The organism is Peribacillus sp. NPDC060253 (assembly GCF_042727425.1).
Lineage (GTDB): Bacteria > Bacillota > Bacilli > Bacillales > DSM-1321 > Peribacillus.
On record NZ_JBHXAS010000030.1, the window covers coordinates 19,955 to 34,880 of the forward strand.

A 14,926-nucleotide genomic window follows, 5' to 3' on the forward strand; every position below is an offset into this window, starting at 1 on the left:
GGAGATACACGATGAATAGTATAGATTATAAAAATATTCTAGTAGCAGTGGACGGTTCAGAAGAGGCGGAATGGGCCTTAAAAAAGGCAATCTATTTGGCAAAACTCAGTGATGCGACCCTTGTGCTTGCACACATCGTTGACACCAGGAATTTCCCTACTATTGAAGCGTATGATATGACACTCAGTGAGCGTTCTGATACCTTTGCCAACGAGCTATTGGAAAAGTATAGAACGGACGCCATTGCATCTGGGATTGCAAACGTCCAAACGGAAGTGGCATATGGTTCTCCCAAAGTTCAAATCCCAAGAGATTTAGCGAAAAAACATTCAATCGATCTAATTGTATGTGGTGCAACAGGCCTTAATGCAGTCGAACGTTTCCTGATCGGCAGCGTGTCGGAAGGCATCGTTCGCCATTCAAACTGTGATGTAATCATCGTGCGTACGAAATTGGATAAAAAATAATCAAAAAAACTCGTTCGCCAAATTGGTGAACGAGCTTTTTTATGATTATTTACTTACCAGTTTTTCCGCCTTTTCAATCGCCAGCTGAACTTGTGCAAAACCTGTACCGCCAGCACTATTACGGCGCTTAACGGCTTCGTAAGGATTTAATGCATCGTAGATATCATCGGCAAACAACTCGGAAGCTTCCTGGAATTGTTCGATGCTCAGATCTACCAAATAGCAACCATTCTGAACACAGTACAATACAAGTTTCCCAACAACTTCGTGTGCCTTACGGAATGGCATTCCCTTTGAAGCTAGATAATCAGCTAATTCCGTCGCATTCGAGAAATCATTTTTTGTTGCTTTTTCCATGACGTCCGTTTTCACTTTCATTGTTGTAATCATGCCGGCAAATATCTTAAGCGAACCAACAATGGTCTTAACTGTATCAAAAACGCCTTCTTTATCTTCTTGCATATCTTTGTTATAAGCAAGCGGCAGTCCTTTTAACACAGTCAATAACCCTGTTAAATTACCATAAACCCTTCCAGTTTTCCCACGGATCAATTCCGCCATATCGGGGTTTTTCTTCTGCGGCATGATACTGCTTCCCGTTGAAAATGCATCATCCAATTCAACGAATTGGAATTCCTGACTTGACCAAAGTATGATTTCTTCGCTGAAACGGGATAAATGCATCATCATGGTTGCACTGTTGCTCATGAATTCAATGGCAAAGTCACGATCACTTACCGCATCAAGGCTATTTTCGTAAATACCATCAAAACCTAATAGTTCGGCACTAAGAGCACGGTCAATCGGGAAAGTCGTCCCAGCTAATGCCCCAGCACCCAGTGGAGAAATATTAATTCTTTTGAAGCTCTCGGTGAAGCGTTGCTTATCACGCTCAAGCATCCAAAAATAAGCCATTAAATGATGGGCAAAAGAGATTGGTTGTGCCCGCTGTAAATGTGTATAACCTGGAATTAGTGTTTCCACATTTTTCTTCGCTTGTCCCAAAATCGCTTCTTGCAAGTCATTGATGAGTTCTTGAATCACTTTCGTTTGGTTCCGCATATATAGATGAAGATCTGTTGCAACTTGGTCATTACGGCTTCTTCCTGTATGAAGCTTTCCGCCTACTGGTCCAATTTCGTCTATAAGCATGCTTTCCAGGTTAAGATGGATATCCTCCATCTCAACCTTAAAAGTCAACTCACCCTTTTCAGCTTTTTCCTGTAAACTTTTCAGACCTGCAATAATCTGATCCGCATCTTCTTCAGGTAAAATGCTGCATTGCTTTAACATGGTTACATGAGCTAAACTCCCTTGAATATCTTCAAGGACAAGTTCCTGGTCAAAGGATATGGAGGCTCCAAACTCGTCTACCCATTCTTCTGCAGACTTCGTGAACCTTCCTCCCCAAAGCTTGCTACTCACACTGTCACCTTCTTGTTATTGACCATGCTGTTCACTTTCGTTGGAAGTCCCCATAACTTAATGAATCCAACTGCTGCATCATGATCGAATTCGTCAGCTTTTGTATAAGTGGCCAATTTTTCATCATATAGGGAGTACTCGGACTTTCTTCCTTCCACGATCGCATGACCTTTGAATAGTTTCACACGAACTGTACCCGTTACATTCACTTGCGTTTCTTTCAAGAAAGCGGCCAATGCTTTTTGAAGCGGAGAGAACCAAAGACCTTCATAAATCAATTCAGTCATTTTCTTCTCGATCACTGGTTTGAAGTGAGCCAGTTCTTTTACAAGCGTGATATCTTCAAGTTCTTTATGTGCAGCGATCAATGTCATCGCCCCAGGAGCTTCATAGACTTCACGAGATTTGATTCCTACTAATCTATTTTCCACGTGGTCGATACGTCCAACTCCGTGCTTACCTGCAATCTCATTCAATTCAACAATCAGATCAGCCAATTTATAGTTTTTGTCATTCAATGTAACCGGTACACCTTGTTCAAATCCAATTTCAATGATGTCAGCCGTATCCGGCGTGTTTTCAAGACTTGCAGTCAAATCATAAGCATCTTCTGGTGGAGCTGCCCACGGATCTTCCAGGATTCCACATTCGTTGCTTCTTCCCCAAAGGTTTTGGTCAATAGAGAATGGGCTCGCCAAGCCGATTGGAACAGGAATTCCATTTTCCGCTGCATATTCAATCTCCTCTTCACGAGACCATTTCCAGTCACGAACAGGTGCAAGAACCTCTAAATTAGGATTCAAAGCTGAAATGGATACTTCGAAACGCACTTGGTCATTTCCTTTTCCCGTACAACCGTGTGCAACAGCTACCGCATTTTCCGCTTCAGCCACTTCCACTAATTTTTTAGCGATCAGCGGACGTGATAAAGCTGATACCAATGGATATTTTCCTTCATACAAAGTATGTGCCTGAAGAGCCGTCAATGCGAATTCATCAGCGAATTCATCTTTCGCATCAATCACATATGAACTAACCGCACCAACTGTTATCGCTTTTTCTTTAATGAAATCTAAATCTTTTCCTTCTCCGACATCCAAGCAGCATGCCACAACTTCGTACCCTTGATCTTGTAACCATTTAATTGCAACGGAAGTATCCAAACCTCCGGAATATGCTAAAACCACTTTTTGATTTGCCATTTTCATCGTCCCTTTCATGTGAATAAAAATTCATCTGTTGTTATTTTTATTCATTCTATGATTAGTACTTTATCATTTTTATAAAAGGAATACAAGGGGTATTTTAAAGATTTAGCTAAATAATATGTTAATTTGTCGGGGAATTTCATATATTGTATACAGCCACTAAAATATAGTAAACTATGAGTATGAAAAATCGAAAAGCGGAGGGAATATGAAAGAGCAATTTACCTATGATGAACGGCTTGGCATCCCCATTCCTGATCTGCGCCTGGAGTGGGATGAATATACAAAAGGCGAGCAACAGCAAATACTTGTGCACTGGGAGAATATCCGGGGGGGCATCCCAGACCGCATCAAGGAACTGGAATCCATGATAAACCGAAAGCAGCTTCAGCTCTCCGATGAGAGTAATTTCGCAAAATCATGTCAGTTCAATTCCGAAATTGCGGAACTTGCTTCCATCATCAATGACTTGTGGCTTTGGTATCGGGCCAATCAAGGCGTGAGTGAAAAGATGCATAATTAAGGCCTATTCCATGCAAAAAAAAGCCACAGTTTTAAACTGTGGCTTTTTTTTTGCATCCCCCTTATAAATCCTTTCGAAGTTCACCAATGACATGTCCCAACTCCGGGAGAATCAATTTATTCATCGCAAGCCGAACCGCACCTGATGAGCCTGGGGTGGAAAAAACCGCCTTGTCCTTCACGACTCCGGCGATGGCCCTGGATAGAATGGCTGCCGAACCGATGTCCTCTTGATAGCTGAGCATACGGAAAACCTCGCCAAAACCGGGAATTTCCTTTGTCATCAATTCTTTAACCGCCTCGATCGTTACATCCCTTTTGGCGATGCCAGTCCCTCCATTAGTCAATATGACATCGACCTTGTTGCTATTGCAGCCTGCTTTAACCGCTTCTTGAATCGCTTCTCTTTCATCTTTCACAATTTCATATTCCGTCACTTCATGCCCATTCGACTTCAATAATTCCATCATCAGCGCACCGCTTTTATCCGTTTCTTCATCACGAGTATCGCTAACGGTTATCACCATGCAGCGAATTGCCTCCGTGATGGCTTGTTTATGATTCTTGACACTCATTCTTCATTAACCTTCTTCAACTGTAAATACCGATATTGATAGAACTTCTGGGCAAATTCACTGACATTCCGGGTCATTTGATAATTGGCCCCAGCCCCGATGGCCATGCTAATGAATGGAATGCCCTGAACCAGTTTTTTTCGAAAAACAGTAATGGATATGGCCTTCAACAGTTGCTTCAGTGGCTGTTCCATCCAGGAAGGATTTGTCAGTTCATCAATTCCCAGATAAAAATAGTCATCTTCAGCGGTCTGGACTTCCCGGATCAATTCTTCCCAAGCTATTCCTTGGAGTCTCTTTGGCATCGCACCTGCATTGAAAACCTTAAGAGCCAACATCATTTCAAAAGGCGTATTCACCTCAATACCATATGACATCGCAATCAGCTGTACCGTCCGGACATTGATGACCGTCATGGCCGGAATATCACTCCCTAACAGGAGAAGGCCTCCTGATCCGCTTATCCCTCCTTGTGCAAATGAATATAAACGATGCTTAGCTATATGCTGGTTCGCTATGTAATTCAACTGGTCGATCGATAAGAGATTCAAGTCACTAAGCATTTCGATATCTTCATTAAACACCCGCGCAGATGCTAAAATCCGCTCTCTTGCATCTATTTGAACTTGTGAGCTTTGGACCATGGCATGCAAATGAAAAAGCCATGTATCAAGCTTATCAAAAAACTGTTGTTGGACGTTTTCTGGAAGCAGCGCAAAACCCTGCTCTAACCATTTATCATACAATGCTGCCAGATCCGTTGGCTCATATTGATAAAGATTTTCTTGCCATTCACTAATTTCATTCCAAATTTTGATTTCCCGATTCGTGAATTCCATGCATCAAGCCTCCTATGTACAGAATTGGTGGATTCTCCCTTAAGTATACCATAGAGGAGGACTTTTCAAGAATAGATGATGCTGTTCCTGTGTTTCAAGGCCATAGCTCACTTGGTATGATATCCAAAAAAAAAAGCCATATGAAGGGGGCTTGAAGGTCAATCATCTGCATCAACTTTATACAATAATATAATTCAATCCTAGTAAAGATCCCCTTACCGAAGTCATAAATCATGTAAGGAGATTTTTCTAAGAAAAATCAGGAAGGCATGTTTTCTCATTTCCCTCTTAAAGCTACCTCCATGGTATCCCTGGCAATCATGATTTCTTCATTAGTAGGGATGACCATCACTTTCACTGGGGAATAAGGTGCATTGATGAACGCTTCCTTACCAGTGGTGCGATTAAGATCCTTATCCCAATAAACGCCCATGAATTCCAGTCCCTCCAAGATACGACCTCTAATGGTTTGACTGTTTTCACCGATGCCGGCTGTAAAAATGATGCCATCCACTCCCCCCATTTTAGCTGAATAGGAACCTATATACTTGTGAATCCGATCTGCAAAAACCTCAAGTGCAAGTACAGCCCGTTCATTGCCTTTATCCGCTTCCACTTGGATATCGCGCAGGTCGCTGGAAAATCCGGAAAGGGCTAGCATGCCGCTTTCCTTATTCAAGACATCCAGCACTTCATCAGCTGTTTTCCCCGTTTTTTCCATGATATAAGGAATCAGCGCCGGATCGATGTTGCCTGAACGCGTACCCATTGTAACACCGGCCAACGGTGTAAATCCCATTGATGTATCAACTGACTTACCACCCTTTATTGCCGTAATGCTTGCACCATTTCCTAAATGGCAAGATATCAAACGAAGCTGCTCAATCGGCCGGCCGATCATTTTTGCCCCCCGCTGTGACACATATTTATGTGAAGTACCATGGAAGCCATACTTCCTTATTCCGTATTTTTCATAATATTCAAAAGGTAAGCTATACAAATATGAACCTGCAGCCATCGTTTGATGAAAGGCAGTGTCGAAAACAGCAACTGCCGGAACATCACCAAGTATTTGCCTGAAGGCTTTGATTCCCGTGCTATTCGCGGGATTATGAAGGGGTGCCAACTCTGAAAGTTTATCGATTTGCTCTATCACGTCCTCCGTGATCATGACCGAGTCACTGAACACCTCACCACCATGCACCACACGATGCCCTACGCCGTCCAAATCTTCAAAGGAGTCAATGATGCGGTGGTCAATCAGCTTTTTCAACAAAAGTCCAACAGCCACTTCATGATTGGGTATATGGGACGTTTTAGAAACTTTTTCGCCTTTGACACTCAAAGTAAATGTGGAATTTTTCCAGCCGATTCTTTCTACAAGACCTTTTGTAATCACTTGTTCACTTGGCATCTCAAAAAGCTGAAACTTCAATGAAGAGCTGCCTGCATTAATAGCCATGATTTTTGACATCCATCCTGCTCCTTTACTCAAAGCTAGTCAAACAAACTATGATCATCTCAACGAATAACGCGCAGTGTATTGTACAATCTTATCATGGTAAAGAATGACAACCAAATGAAAAATAATCACTCTTACAAAAAAAATGAAAGCCAATGCGAATGGCATCAGCTTTCATTTACTATTTTTCCTCTTTAAACCAATCGTCCATCTGTTGCATGACAGACCTTGTTGCATCGAAATCCGAGAGCTTTGGAAGTTGAACGAGCAGTGCCTTTTTCGGTGCTTCGATCCCCTCTTTCTTCTTTTGAAGGATCAGGATACTTTTCGCAGCCGCTTCACTTTTAAACATGGAAAGCGGCAGTTGCACCATCCCTTGGATATGTGTATGTTTTTTCAGGAAATCATTGAGTTTCTGCGCTTCTTCTGAGACGAACAAGTTATTAGGGACGATGAAGAAAAGATGTCCGCCATCCTTCACATGTTTAACACTTTGCTCAATAAACAAATGGTGTGCATACGAATGTCCTTTTTCGGCCTTCAATTCATAATCTGCTGCACGTACATCATTCGGGTAATAACCAATCGGCAAATCACTGACCACAACATCCGAAGGATCGATGAAAAGCGGCTCCAGACTGTCCTGATTGAAGAATTGCAGCGGGTGTTCTTGTAGGTTCGCCCCTGCATATGCAAGCTTGATCAAGGTTTCATCAATTTCGACACCATATGAAGCGATATTTTTATCAGGAAGTTGATTCAAGATTGCAAATAGCAAATTCCCCGTTCCTACCGCAGGATCGAGCATGACTAACTCTTTTTGATCCTTGGCGAATTTACCGACTAAATAGCTGACGAACATGCCGACTGCATCAGGGGTCATTTGGTGATTCGGTTGTACGCTCTGCTGCATGCCTTTTAATATGGCAAGCTGATAGGCTTTACGGATTGCTTCCTTCTCATATTTCTCGAGTGAAAAGTCTGCATAATGTTTCATTAACCTTTTCTTCGATACTTCACTAATTTCCTCCTGCAGGACTTTCCCTTGGAAGAAATTCTCTCCCGTTTCACCTAGGGCATCCAGATATGTGCAAGAGAGTTCACTTTGTAATATTTGGGCTGTTTCATCAAATTCATAAAATAATTGTTCAACTGGGGTAGACTTCACTTATTAATTCCTCCTGTTTGCTTCTGCCCTTATTTTAAAGGTAAGAAGTAAGAGATACAAGCCGTACGTCCTGCTGATGATTCTTCGTTTGTTTAACGTACTGTTTTCCAATTTGAAAGTCCGCATATAAGCTCTTTTTTCAAAATTTTCAACCACGATTAAATAAAAGGTAAATTTGTTCATTTACTAGTGCGGATAAATAGGTGGTTGGGGGTGTACTTTGGATGATACTAATAAAGATTCTAAATTTCTTTTACTTTTGAAATTTAATTTATGATTAAGCAGTTCGCAATCTTAGATGGTCCCAAACTCTTTTAATAATTTGCAATTATTAATCTGACTAGCACCAAAACCAAGCATTTTGAGAAGATCTGTTACCTGTATTTTTCCCTCATTATCTATAAGACGAATTTTCGGATTTTACTTCAACTTGTTGAGGAAAGATTTCTATAAATAAACTTTGACCTTTGTCAGTTAGCACTACATTTGAAGCTCGACGGTCAGTTGAACTTGGCTCAAAATACAGGGCTGTTGCCCTTTATTTTTTATTACTTGGAAAGGCTCACTGAATTCCCAAACAGAATACCATACATGAGGTGGTGATTATATGGATAATGAAAATCAATACTATCATGGGCCGGTTAATCCGATAAATCAGCAGCATGGTATACAGTCAGATGATGAACTTAACAGACAACAACAAGGGTTCCAACAAGGGTTTCGCCAAGGATATCGGCAAGGGTATCGACAAGGGTATCGAGATGGATATCGAGCAGGGCAACAAGCGGGGTCTCATCCAGGACCATATCCAAGACAAATGCCGTCGTGGCCTAATGAAATTGATATAAGAGTTGGTACACCTAATGGTCAAGAGTGGTCTGGCAAGATTGTATTACCACTAAATGGTCCGAGTTTAGAGCCATAACTAACTTCAGCATATTAATGAATAAAAAACGGTATATTAGAAACGAACTGTATTGTTCGACACTCAAAGATTAATATAACTAAAGCTCCATTGAAGATTAATCAAGAAAATCAACAACATCCGTTTACAACGTCTAAAACAAAAAACCGGGCAGATTGCGCCCGGTTTCTTAGAATTCGCCTCTTATTTTGCCGCTTTTGCCGCTTCGATTGCACCTTCGTAATTTGGATGGTTAGTGCCTTCACTCACGTATTCTACATATGTGATTTCATCGGAGCTGTTCACTACGAATACAGAGCGCGCCAATAGGCGAAGTTCCTGCATGACTACACCATAAGCTTCACCGAAAGAAAGGTCACGGTGATCTGAAAGAACTTGAACATTGTCCAAGCCGCTAGCAGCACACCAGCGTTTTTGCGCGAAAGGAAGATCGTTACTGATCGTCAGGACTTTCACATTATCCAATTTTGCCGCTTCTTCATTGAATTTACGTGTCTGTGCATCACAAACACCTGTATCCACGGATGGAACCACGCTTATAATGCGGACAGAACCTTTAGAGTCGCTTAATGTAACCGGCGATAAGTCATTTGCCAATACTGTAAAATCAGGTGCTTTGTTCCCAACTTTTAGTTCTTGTCCCACTAAAGTGATCGGGTTGTTTTTAAATGTTACTGAAGCCATTAAAAAATTCCTCCCTTTTCTGCTATATGTACAAGGATAATCATATTTGTTTTACCGGAATTTTGCAATTAATTGAATTGGGAAAAATGTTTGTGTTCATGTCTCTTTCAATAGTTTGGATATTTCAGCAAAAAGAAAACTCGGCGGATGCCGAGTCGCAGTTAGAAATCTAAATCCTGTTTAGGTTCTTGGTATCTCATTGTGGCTGCTTGACTGCCAGCTTGATTTTGATTTTTGTCTTTCTTGGCTAGCATGGATTGAATCTTATCTACAACCTGAGGAGCTAAATCCATCATTCTTTCGAGAAGGTGTGTTCCTTCATCAAGATGGATCATTTTCACGCCATGGGAACCGACAATCAAAAAGGCAATTGGTGTTATGGAGACCCCACCACCGCTACCGCCGCCAAATGGCTGCTTAGACTCACCTTGCTGTCCTTGATGGTTTCCATCGATCACAAATTCGCTTCCACCGGCTGCAAAACCAAACCCGACTTTGGATACGGTTAAAATGACGCTTCCATCCGGAGTTTCCACCGGATCTCCGATGATCGTGTTCACATCGACCATTTCTTTCAGATTTTCCATCGCTTCTTTCATTAATCCTTGGATCGGATGATCTGACATCTAAATTCCTCCACTCTAGAACGATTGTTTATTGGAATCACCTGATAGCCTCGCTAATTTCCTGGACTTGAAGTTTGCCTTTCCGCCCTTCCAATAACGAAGCAGTTTTATTCCAGTCACCATAGCTTGCCCGATTCTAAATTGTAATATGCATGAAATCGTCGTATTGGCCTGCCATCGATGAAAGTCGGGAGTTATGGAATAAGAGGGCATGATCCTGAAGTTGAAATAGGTAGTTAACAAACCGATGATGGAACCTTTAAGTGCCCAACATACTCCAGTTAACATGCCGGTGTGTGCGGCGTTTTTAGTACCAACCATACTGTGCCAAGCGAATTTTTTAACTTGCACTTTCCCTGTGAAATGACGGACAATCCGATGAAAACCGATGATATGATGAAGGATTTCCTTCATGTCAGCGAATTCATTACGTAAATCTTCGGGAGTGATTTTTTTCATTTCTTCTTTTTTTTCTTCTTCCTTAATTCCTTGTTCTTGCTTTACTACTATCGCTGCCGAATCATCATCCTTTTTAATGACCGGCACTTTGAAAGTATAGTGAAAAAGTCCATACCAAGCTGATAATTTAATATGTATTAGGTCATTTTTTTGGACACGTTTGAGATCAATGTACACTCTTACTTTAGTGAAAATAAGTAGAAGCAGCACCAAAATGAGGATACCCATAATCAACAAAAGCCACTTCATGCATCCACATCCTTTCAGCCTATTATTATCGGCATATGCAAAAAAAAATAAACCTGCAAGAGCAAAAATCACGCTCTTACAGATTTATAAATGAAAGAAATCATCTACGGATCAAAACCACACTTGTGTCTGCGAAGACATCATGCAAAGCCTGTTTCTTCGGTAATAGGCCTGCCAAAAGATAGCCAATCCATGTGATTTTTGAGATATAGCGGCCAATCAGCTCCCTGAACAATACCGTACCCCATGAAATGGTTTTTGTTTCTTCCTTCAATGCAACGACTTTCAGTCCAAAAATCATTTTGCCAAGGGTTTGGTTCAAGAACTTGGTCATCAAAACAAAGTATAAGAAGAATACGATTCCTGTTAAAAAGCCCTCTGCGGAAAACCAAAGGTCATCTGTTCCTTCATAAAACTTAAAGATAGGATGAATCAATATACGATTCAAACTACCGATAATCAACAGATCCGCTAAATAAGCCCAAAATCTCATCCAAAAACCAGCAAAATAAACGCCCTTGACTTCCCCATCATCCACGGTCTTCTCGGCATGTGGAAATTCCTGCTGAACGGGAACCTCATGATCAGCCATTAGATTGGATGAAGCGATTTGTTCATTGTTTTCATTTCGTTCCGTCATCCTTCAGCCCCCCTATTCCGCATACAAATACATTAAGCGTGGAGAATTTGAGGAGGAAAGGATTTTTGTCAAGACCGCCGTTTCCACATCATTTCCCAACATTTTTTGCGCTCCCATACTGAATAACGAACCGAAACCTGCCTCATCTGTATAACGGATAACTTGAGCATCTTTATTACCGATATCCGTTTTCATCGCGGCAATGACATCATCCAAATGGCCGAAATCATCGATTAGATGGTTTTCTTTCGCCTGACGCCCATCATAAATACGGCCATCGGCAATTTTCCTTACTTCCTTCTCCGTCATACCGCGTCCATCTGCAATGACTTTTACAAATTGATCATAAGAATTATCAATCATATCTTGCAGTATTTTACGTTCTTCTCCAGTCATTTCCCGGGTCGGACTCATAATATCTTTGTGTGGCCCGCTTTTGATCGTTTCGAACTCAACACCATACTTCTCAGCTAACTTCTCGTAATTATACCCATGCATGATGACGCCAAGTGAACCTGTCATCGTTTCTGGGCTAGCGTATATCTTATCGGCCGGTGCAGAAATATAATATCCACCTGAAGCCGCCATTGACCCCATGGAAACATAGACAGGTTTTTTCACTTTTTTTATATCTAGGATTTTGTCATAGATCTCTGCACTTTCGACGACACCGCCGCCAGGAGAATTCACCCGTAGGATGATTCCTTTAATATCATCATTTTCTTCTGCCATCTTCAGCTTATCCATGAAGGCACGATGATTATATGTTGCTGAACTAAGTAATGATGCTTCTCCAGTATCTTGAATCGTGCCCTCCACATCAAATACGGCAATAATATTAGAGAAATCTTCACCTTCTATGACTTCCTCGTAAAATGCACTTTCGGAAGCAAATAAATCATCAATAATATTTTCCGTATCGGCTGTAAATAGAGTCGTAGCCGTCCCTACAGCAATAGAGACAAAAAATAAAACGGCTGCGATTCCAAGTGCTGCCCAACGCTTTCCATTCATCTGTTTTCCCCCTTAAATATATGTATCCTTCTTACCATACGAACTAATAACAAAAATGTTTCATTCCATGATAAACCAAGACATCTAAAATTGTAGCAAATAATACCCTAATTGGAAATGTGTAGTTAACTTTGTCATATCGACTTTCCCTTATAAAGAAAAAAGAAGGCCCTTTCATCATTATTCATACTTAGAGGGATTATGATGTACAGAAGAAATATTTATTTTTTCCATACTTCAAATTCAGAGATGTCAAACGATGTTCCGGATTGTTTTCAATCATATAGGCATGTTTTGCTCTTCCATGGCATAAATAGAAAAAGCTGCCGGAATTCATCCCGGCAGCTTCTACATTTATTTCTTTGGAGCTAATTCAATGGCTGACTGAATGGCCGCAAGCATGCTTTTTTCATCAGCGATGTTCTTCCCAGCGATATCAAAGGCTGTGCCATGATCTACGGAAGTTCTGATAATTCCGCCTTTCAGCCCTACGGTAATATTGACCCCAGCCTCAATTCCCATAACCTTGATTGGAGCATGTCCCTGGTCATGATAACAGGCAATGACAATATCAAAATCTCCACGGCCAGCCCTGAAGAACAATGTATCTGCAGGAAGCGGCCCTGTTACATTGACTCCCTCATTCTGTGCCCTTTCTATTCCGGGCATTAGTTTCTCTTCTTCTTCACCATTTCCGAATAAACCGTTTTCCCCTGCATGAGGGTTTATCCCGCATACAGCGATGCTAGGATTTTTGAAACCCGCTTTTGTCAGTGTTTCATGTGCAAGCTTGATCACTTTGTACGTCCGCTCAGGATTAATGCTTTCGATTGCTTCAATCAGTCCCATATGTGTCGTCAAATGAATGACCTTTAAGTTGGGGGTAGTTAACATCATCGAAAAGTCTTCTGTATCCGTAAGGTCAGCAAGAATCTCAGTATGCCCCGGATACATATGTCCTCCTTTGTGGAGCGCTTCTTTATTCAAAGGGGCGGTACAGATCGAATCGATTTTCTTTTCCTTCGCCAAGTCGATGGCCTTTGCCAAGTATTGAAATGCGCCGTCTCCCGCTAGAGCGGAAACCTCTCCAAACGGAAGGATGTCCAAATCCAGAACATCTATCGAACCGAACTCATACTTCGCCTCAGAAGGGTCCTTTATGGAATGTACAATCCCCGCATAGCCTACGATAGGCTTTACCTTTTCTATTATTTTTGCATCTCCGATAATAAGCGGCCTGCACTGTTCATACACCTCTTCATGTCCCAATGCCTTTACGATAATTTCTGGTCCGATTCCCGCGGCATCTCCCATGGTAATTCCAATAATGGGTCTCATCAAGAATTCTCCCCTTTCAACTTTCTCATCGCATGTATAAATACGTCCTCTGTACCAAAGCCGCCTGCTTTCGTAACGACATAAATAGCGTCATTACCCAAGAACTTGGAGATAGGGACTCCTATTTCCAGTTCATCTAGCAATTCGAATCCTTTTACATCCCATAGATTGCATATTTGCTTGGCTGTATCGCCGCCGGTCATGGTAACACCTTTAAAATATTGTTTCTCTAACAATACAGAACATACTGTCCCTATCGCTTTCACAATCTCGTTACTGATCTGTTTATGAGTAAGTCCTTTAGATTCGCCTGTTCTCCAAGCCTTTTCAATGTCGGTTTTTCCTTTCGACAACGCGTCCCCAAACGGTTAACAATAGTCCTTCATTCCATGATAGACTAAGTCATATAATATTGTTCGCAATGCAGCTATTCTTTGTACTGTCGGCTTTCTCTTATGGAAATAAAAGAAAGCCTTTTCACCACTATTCATACTAGGGGGGATCATGATGAAGAGTCGAAGAAACATTTATTTTTTCCATGCTTCAAATTCAGAAATGCAAAACAAGGTGAAACGTCTAGCCGAGTTGGCAAAGCAACATTCATATGAAATCGTCCAAAATTTCACAGAAGCCAACATTATCGTAAGTATTGGTGATGACGGGACATTCTTACAGGCTGTCCGAAAAACCGGATTCAGGGATGACTGTTTATATGCTGGCATTTCCACCACAGGAAACTTGAATATGTATTGCGATTTCCACTTGGAAGACACGGACAAAATGATCGATGCCATGACAAGAGAGCAAATCGAGGTTCGTAAATATCCTACCATCGATATACAATTGGACGGTCAACCATCCTTTTTTGCGCTCAACGAACTCAGTATCCGGACTTCCATCACCAAGACGTTCATCATGGATATTTTCATTGACCAACTTCACTTTGAAACTTTTCGCGGGGACGGAATTATCATTGCTACTCCGACCGGAAGCACCGCCTATAATAAATCGGTCAATGGGGCCGTTGTGGACCCCCTTCTCCCATGCTTTCAAGTGAGCGAGCTCGCTTCAATCAATAACAATACATATCGGACGCTAGGCTCTTCTTTCATACTAAGCGGAGATAAGACGTTGAACGTCCACCTGGAGCAAAATGGGCCAAGCTATCCAATCATCGGAATGGACAATGAAGCCTTGAGCATCAGTCATGTCGAGAAGATCCAGGTCCGATTAAGCGGTAAAGTCATCAAAACCGTTAAGCTTAAGGACAATTCCTTTTGGGAAAAGGTAAAAAGAACCTTTCTATAAAAAATACTAAAAAGGTA

Annotated in this window: 17 protein-coding genes; 4 read left to right on the forward strand and 13 right to left on the reverse strand. The window is 41.5% G+C overall.

Annotation, left to right across the window (positions count from 1 at the left end):
* Window positions 1-11: 11 nt before the first annotated feature.
* Window positions 12-467: a universal stress protein gene (locus tag ACFWE9_RS10465; protein WP_230154681.1), complete on the forward strand. Its 456-nt coding sequence runs from the start codon at window positions 12-14 to the stop codon at window positions 465-467.
* 45 nt (window positions 468-512) lie between these two features.
* Here the strand turns inward: ACFWE9_RS10465 and argH are convergent, their stop codons facing one another.
* Entirely contained in the window at window positions 513-1,892 is a 1,380-nt protein-coding gene (gene argH, locus ACFWE9_RS10470) for an argininosuccinate lyase (protein WP_230154679.1), read from the reverse strand.
* On the reverse strand, window positions 1,889-3,094 hold the full coding sequence (locus ACFWE9_RS10475; protein ID WP_230154677.1) for an argininosuccinate synthase: 1,206 nt from the start codon (window positions 3,092-3,094) through the stop codon (window positions 1,889-1,891). Before ACFWE9_RS10475 ends, argH begins: the two co-directional genes overlap by 4 nt.
* A gap of 214 nt (window positions 3,095-3,308) precedes the next feature.
* Here ACFWE9_RS10475 and ACFWE9_RS10480 point away from each other — a divergent pair, with 214 nt between their 5' ends.
* The gene (locus tag ACFWE9_RS10480) at window positions 3,309-3,623 is read left to right on the forward strand and encodes a hypothetical protein (protein ID WP_230154675.1); all 315 of its coding nucleotides are present in this window, start codon (window positions 3,309-3,311) and stop codon (window positions 3,621-3,623) included.
* Between the two features lie 61 nt (window positions 3,624-3,684).
* Here ACFWE9_RS10480 and ACFWE9_RS10485 read toward each other — a convergent pair whose 3' ends face one another.
* From ACFWE9_RS10485 to ACFWE9_RS10500, 4 genes are all read right to left on the reverse strand, one after another.
* Window positions 3,685-4,197 (reverse strand): MogA/MoaB family molybdenum cofactor biosynthesis protein, encoded by a 513-nt coding sequence (locus ACFWE9_RS10485; protein ID WP_230154673.1) that lies wholly within the window; start codon window positions 4,195-4,197, stop codon window positions 3,685-3,687.
* Entirely contained in the window at window positions 4,194-5,036 is an 843-nt protein-coding gene (locus ACFWE9_RS10490) for an EcsC family protein (RefSeq protein ID WP_230154671.1), read from the reverse strand. Before ACFWE9_RS10490 ends, ACFWE9_RS10485 begins: the two co-directional genes overlap by 4 nt.
* 277 nt (window positions 5,037-5,313) lie before the next feature.
* On the reverse strand, window positions 5,314-6,510 hold the full coding sequence (locus tag ACFWE9_RS10495; protein WP_230154669.1) for an acetate kinase: 1,197 nt from the start codon (window positions 6,508-6,510) through the stop codon (window positions 5,314-5,316).
* A 169-nt stretch (window positions 6,511-6,679) separates the two neighbouring features.
* The gene (locus ACFWE9_RS10500; RefSeq protein WP_230154667.1) at window positions 6,680-7,666 is read right to left on the reverse strand and encodes a class I SAM-dependent methyltransferase; all 987 of its coding nucleotides are present in this window, start codon (window positions 7,664-7,666) and stop codon (window positions 6,680-6,682) included.
* Window positions 7,667-8,273: 607 nt separating this feature from the next.
* Between ACFWE9_RS10500 and ACFWE9_RS10505 the strand changes: the two genes are divergently transcribed.
* On the forward strand, window positions 8,274-8,591 hold the full coding sequence (locus tag ACFWE9_RS10505) for a hypothetical protein (RefSeq protein WP_230154665.1): 318 nt from the start codon (window positions 8,274-8,276) through the stop codon (window positions 8,589-8,591).
* Window positions 8,592-8,774: 183 nt separating this feature from the next.
* Here ACFWE9_RS10505 and tpx read toward each other — a convergent pair whose 3' ends face one another.
* From tpx to ACFWE9_RS10540, 7 genes are all read right to left on the reverse strand, one after another.
* On the reverse strand, window positions 8,775-9,275 hold the full coding sequence (gene tpx / locus ACFWE9_RS10510; protein ID WP_230154663.1) for a thiol peroxidase: 501 nt from the start codon (window positions 9,273-9,275) through the stop codon (window positions 8,775-8,777).
* Between the two features lie 161 nt (window positions 9,276-9,436).
* Window positions 9,437-9,901, reverse strand: coding sequence for a GerW family sporulation protein (gene ytfJ / locus ACFWE9_RS10515; RefSeq protein ID WP_230154661.1), 465 nt, complete (start codon window positions 9,899-9,901; stop codon window positions 9,437-9,439).
* A gap of 15 nt (window positions 9,902-9,916) precedes the next feature.
* Window positions 9,917-10,609: a DUF2953 domain-containing protein gene (locus ACFWE9_RS10520; protein WP_377356681.1), complete on the reverse strand. Its 693-nt coding sequence runs from the start codon at window positions 10,607-10,609 to the stop codon at window positions 9,917-9,919.
* Between the two features lie 100 nt (window positions 10,610-10,709).
* Window positions 10,710-11,249, reverse strand: coding sequence for an RDD family protein (locus ACFWE9_RS10525; protein WP_230154657.1), 540 nt, complete (start codon window positions 11,247-11,249; stop codon window positions 10,710-10,712).
* 12 nt (window positions 11,250-11,261) lie between these two features.
* The gene (sppA, locus tag ACFWE9_RS10530) at window positions 11,262-12,263 is read right to left on the reverse strand and encodes a signal peptide peptidase SppA (RefSeq protein WP_230154655.1); all 1,002 of its coding nucleotides are present in this window, start codon (window positions 12,261-12,263) and stop codon (window positions 11,262-11,264) included.
* 354 nt (window positions 12,264-12,617) lie between these two features.
* Entirely contained in the window at window positions 12,618-13,601 is a 984-nt protein-coding gene (pdxA, locus tag ACFWE9_RS10535; RefSeq protein ID WP_377356683.1) for a 4-hydroxythreonine-4-phosphate dehydrogenase PdxA, read from the reverse strand.
* Window positions 13,601-13,954 carry a nucleotide-binding domain containing protein gene (locus tag ACFWE9_RS10540; protein ID WP_230154651.1) on the reverse strand — a complete coding sequence of 118 codons (354 nt, stop codon included), beginning with the start codon at window positions 13,952-13,954 and terminating at the stop codon, window positions 13,601-13,603. Before ACFWE9_RS10540 ends, pdxA begins: the two co-directional genes overlap by 1 nt.
* 154 nt (window positions 13,955-14,108) lie before the next feature.
* Here ACFWE9_RS10540 and ACFWE9_RS10545 point away from each other — a divergent pair, with 154 nt between their 5' ends.
* Window positions 14,109-14,909, forward strand: coding sequence for an NAD kinase (locus ACFWE9_RS10545; protein WP_230154649.1), 801 nt, complete (start codon window positions 14,109-14,111; stop codon window positions 14,907-14,909).
* Window positions 14,910-14,926 lie beyond the last annotated feature (17 nt).

Coding starts and splice junctions, on each gene's coding strand:
- ACFWE9_RS10465 (WP_230154681.1), top strand. CDS start 12: ATGAATAGTATAGATTATAAAAATATTCTAGTAGCAGTGGACGGTTCA.
- ACFWE9_RS10475 (WP_230154677.1), bottom strand. CDS start 3,094: ATGGCAAATCAAAAAGTGGTTTTAGCATATTCCGGAGGTTTGGATACT.
- ACFWE9_RS10480 (WP_230154675.1), top strand. CDS start 3,309: ATGAAAGAGCAATTTACCTATGATGAACGGCTTGGCATCCCCATTCCT.
- ACFWE9_RS10485 (WP_230154673.1), bottom strand. CDS start 4,197: ATGAGTGTCAAGAATCATAAACAAGCCATCACGGAGGCAATTCGCTGC.
- ACFWE9_RS10490 (WP_230154671.1), bottom strand. CDS start 5,036: ATGGAATTCACGAATCGGGAAATCAAAATTTGGAATGAAATTAGTGAA.
- ACFWE9_RS10495 (WP_230154669.1), bottom strand. CDS start 6,510: ATGTCAAAAATCATGGCTATTAATGCAGGCAGCTCTTCATTGAAGTTT.
- ACFWE9_RS10505 (WP_230154665.1), top strand. CDS start 8,274: ATGGATAATGAAAATCAATACTATCATGGGCCGGTTAATCCGATAAAT.
- tpx (WP_230154663.1), bottom strand. CDS start 9,275: ATGGCTTCAGTAACATTTAAAAACAACCCGATCACTTTAGTGGGACAA.
- ytfJ (WP_230154661.1), bottom strand. CDS start 9,901: ATGTCAGATCATCCGATCCAAGGATTAATGAAAGAAGCGATGGAAAAT.
- ACFWE9_RS10520 (WP_377356681.1), bottom strand. CDS start 10,609: ATGAAGTGGCTTTTGTTGATTATGGGTATCCTCATTTTGGTGCTGCTT.
- ACFWE9_RS10525 (WP_230154657.1), bottom strand. CDS start 11,249: ATGACGGAACGAAATGAAAACAATGAACAAATCGCTTCATCCAATCTA.
- sppA (WP_230154655.1), bottom strand. CDS start 12,263: ATGAATGGAAAGCGTTGGGCAGCACTTGGAATCGCAGCCGTTTTATTT.
- pdxA (WP_377356683.1), bottom strand. CDS start 13,601: ATGAGACCCATTATTGGAATTACCATGGGAGATGCCGCGGGAATCGGA.
- ACFWE9_RS10545 (WP_230154649.1), top strand. CDS start 14,109: ATGAAGAGTCGAAGAAACATTTATTTTTTCCATGCTTCAAATTCAGAA.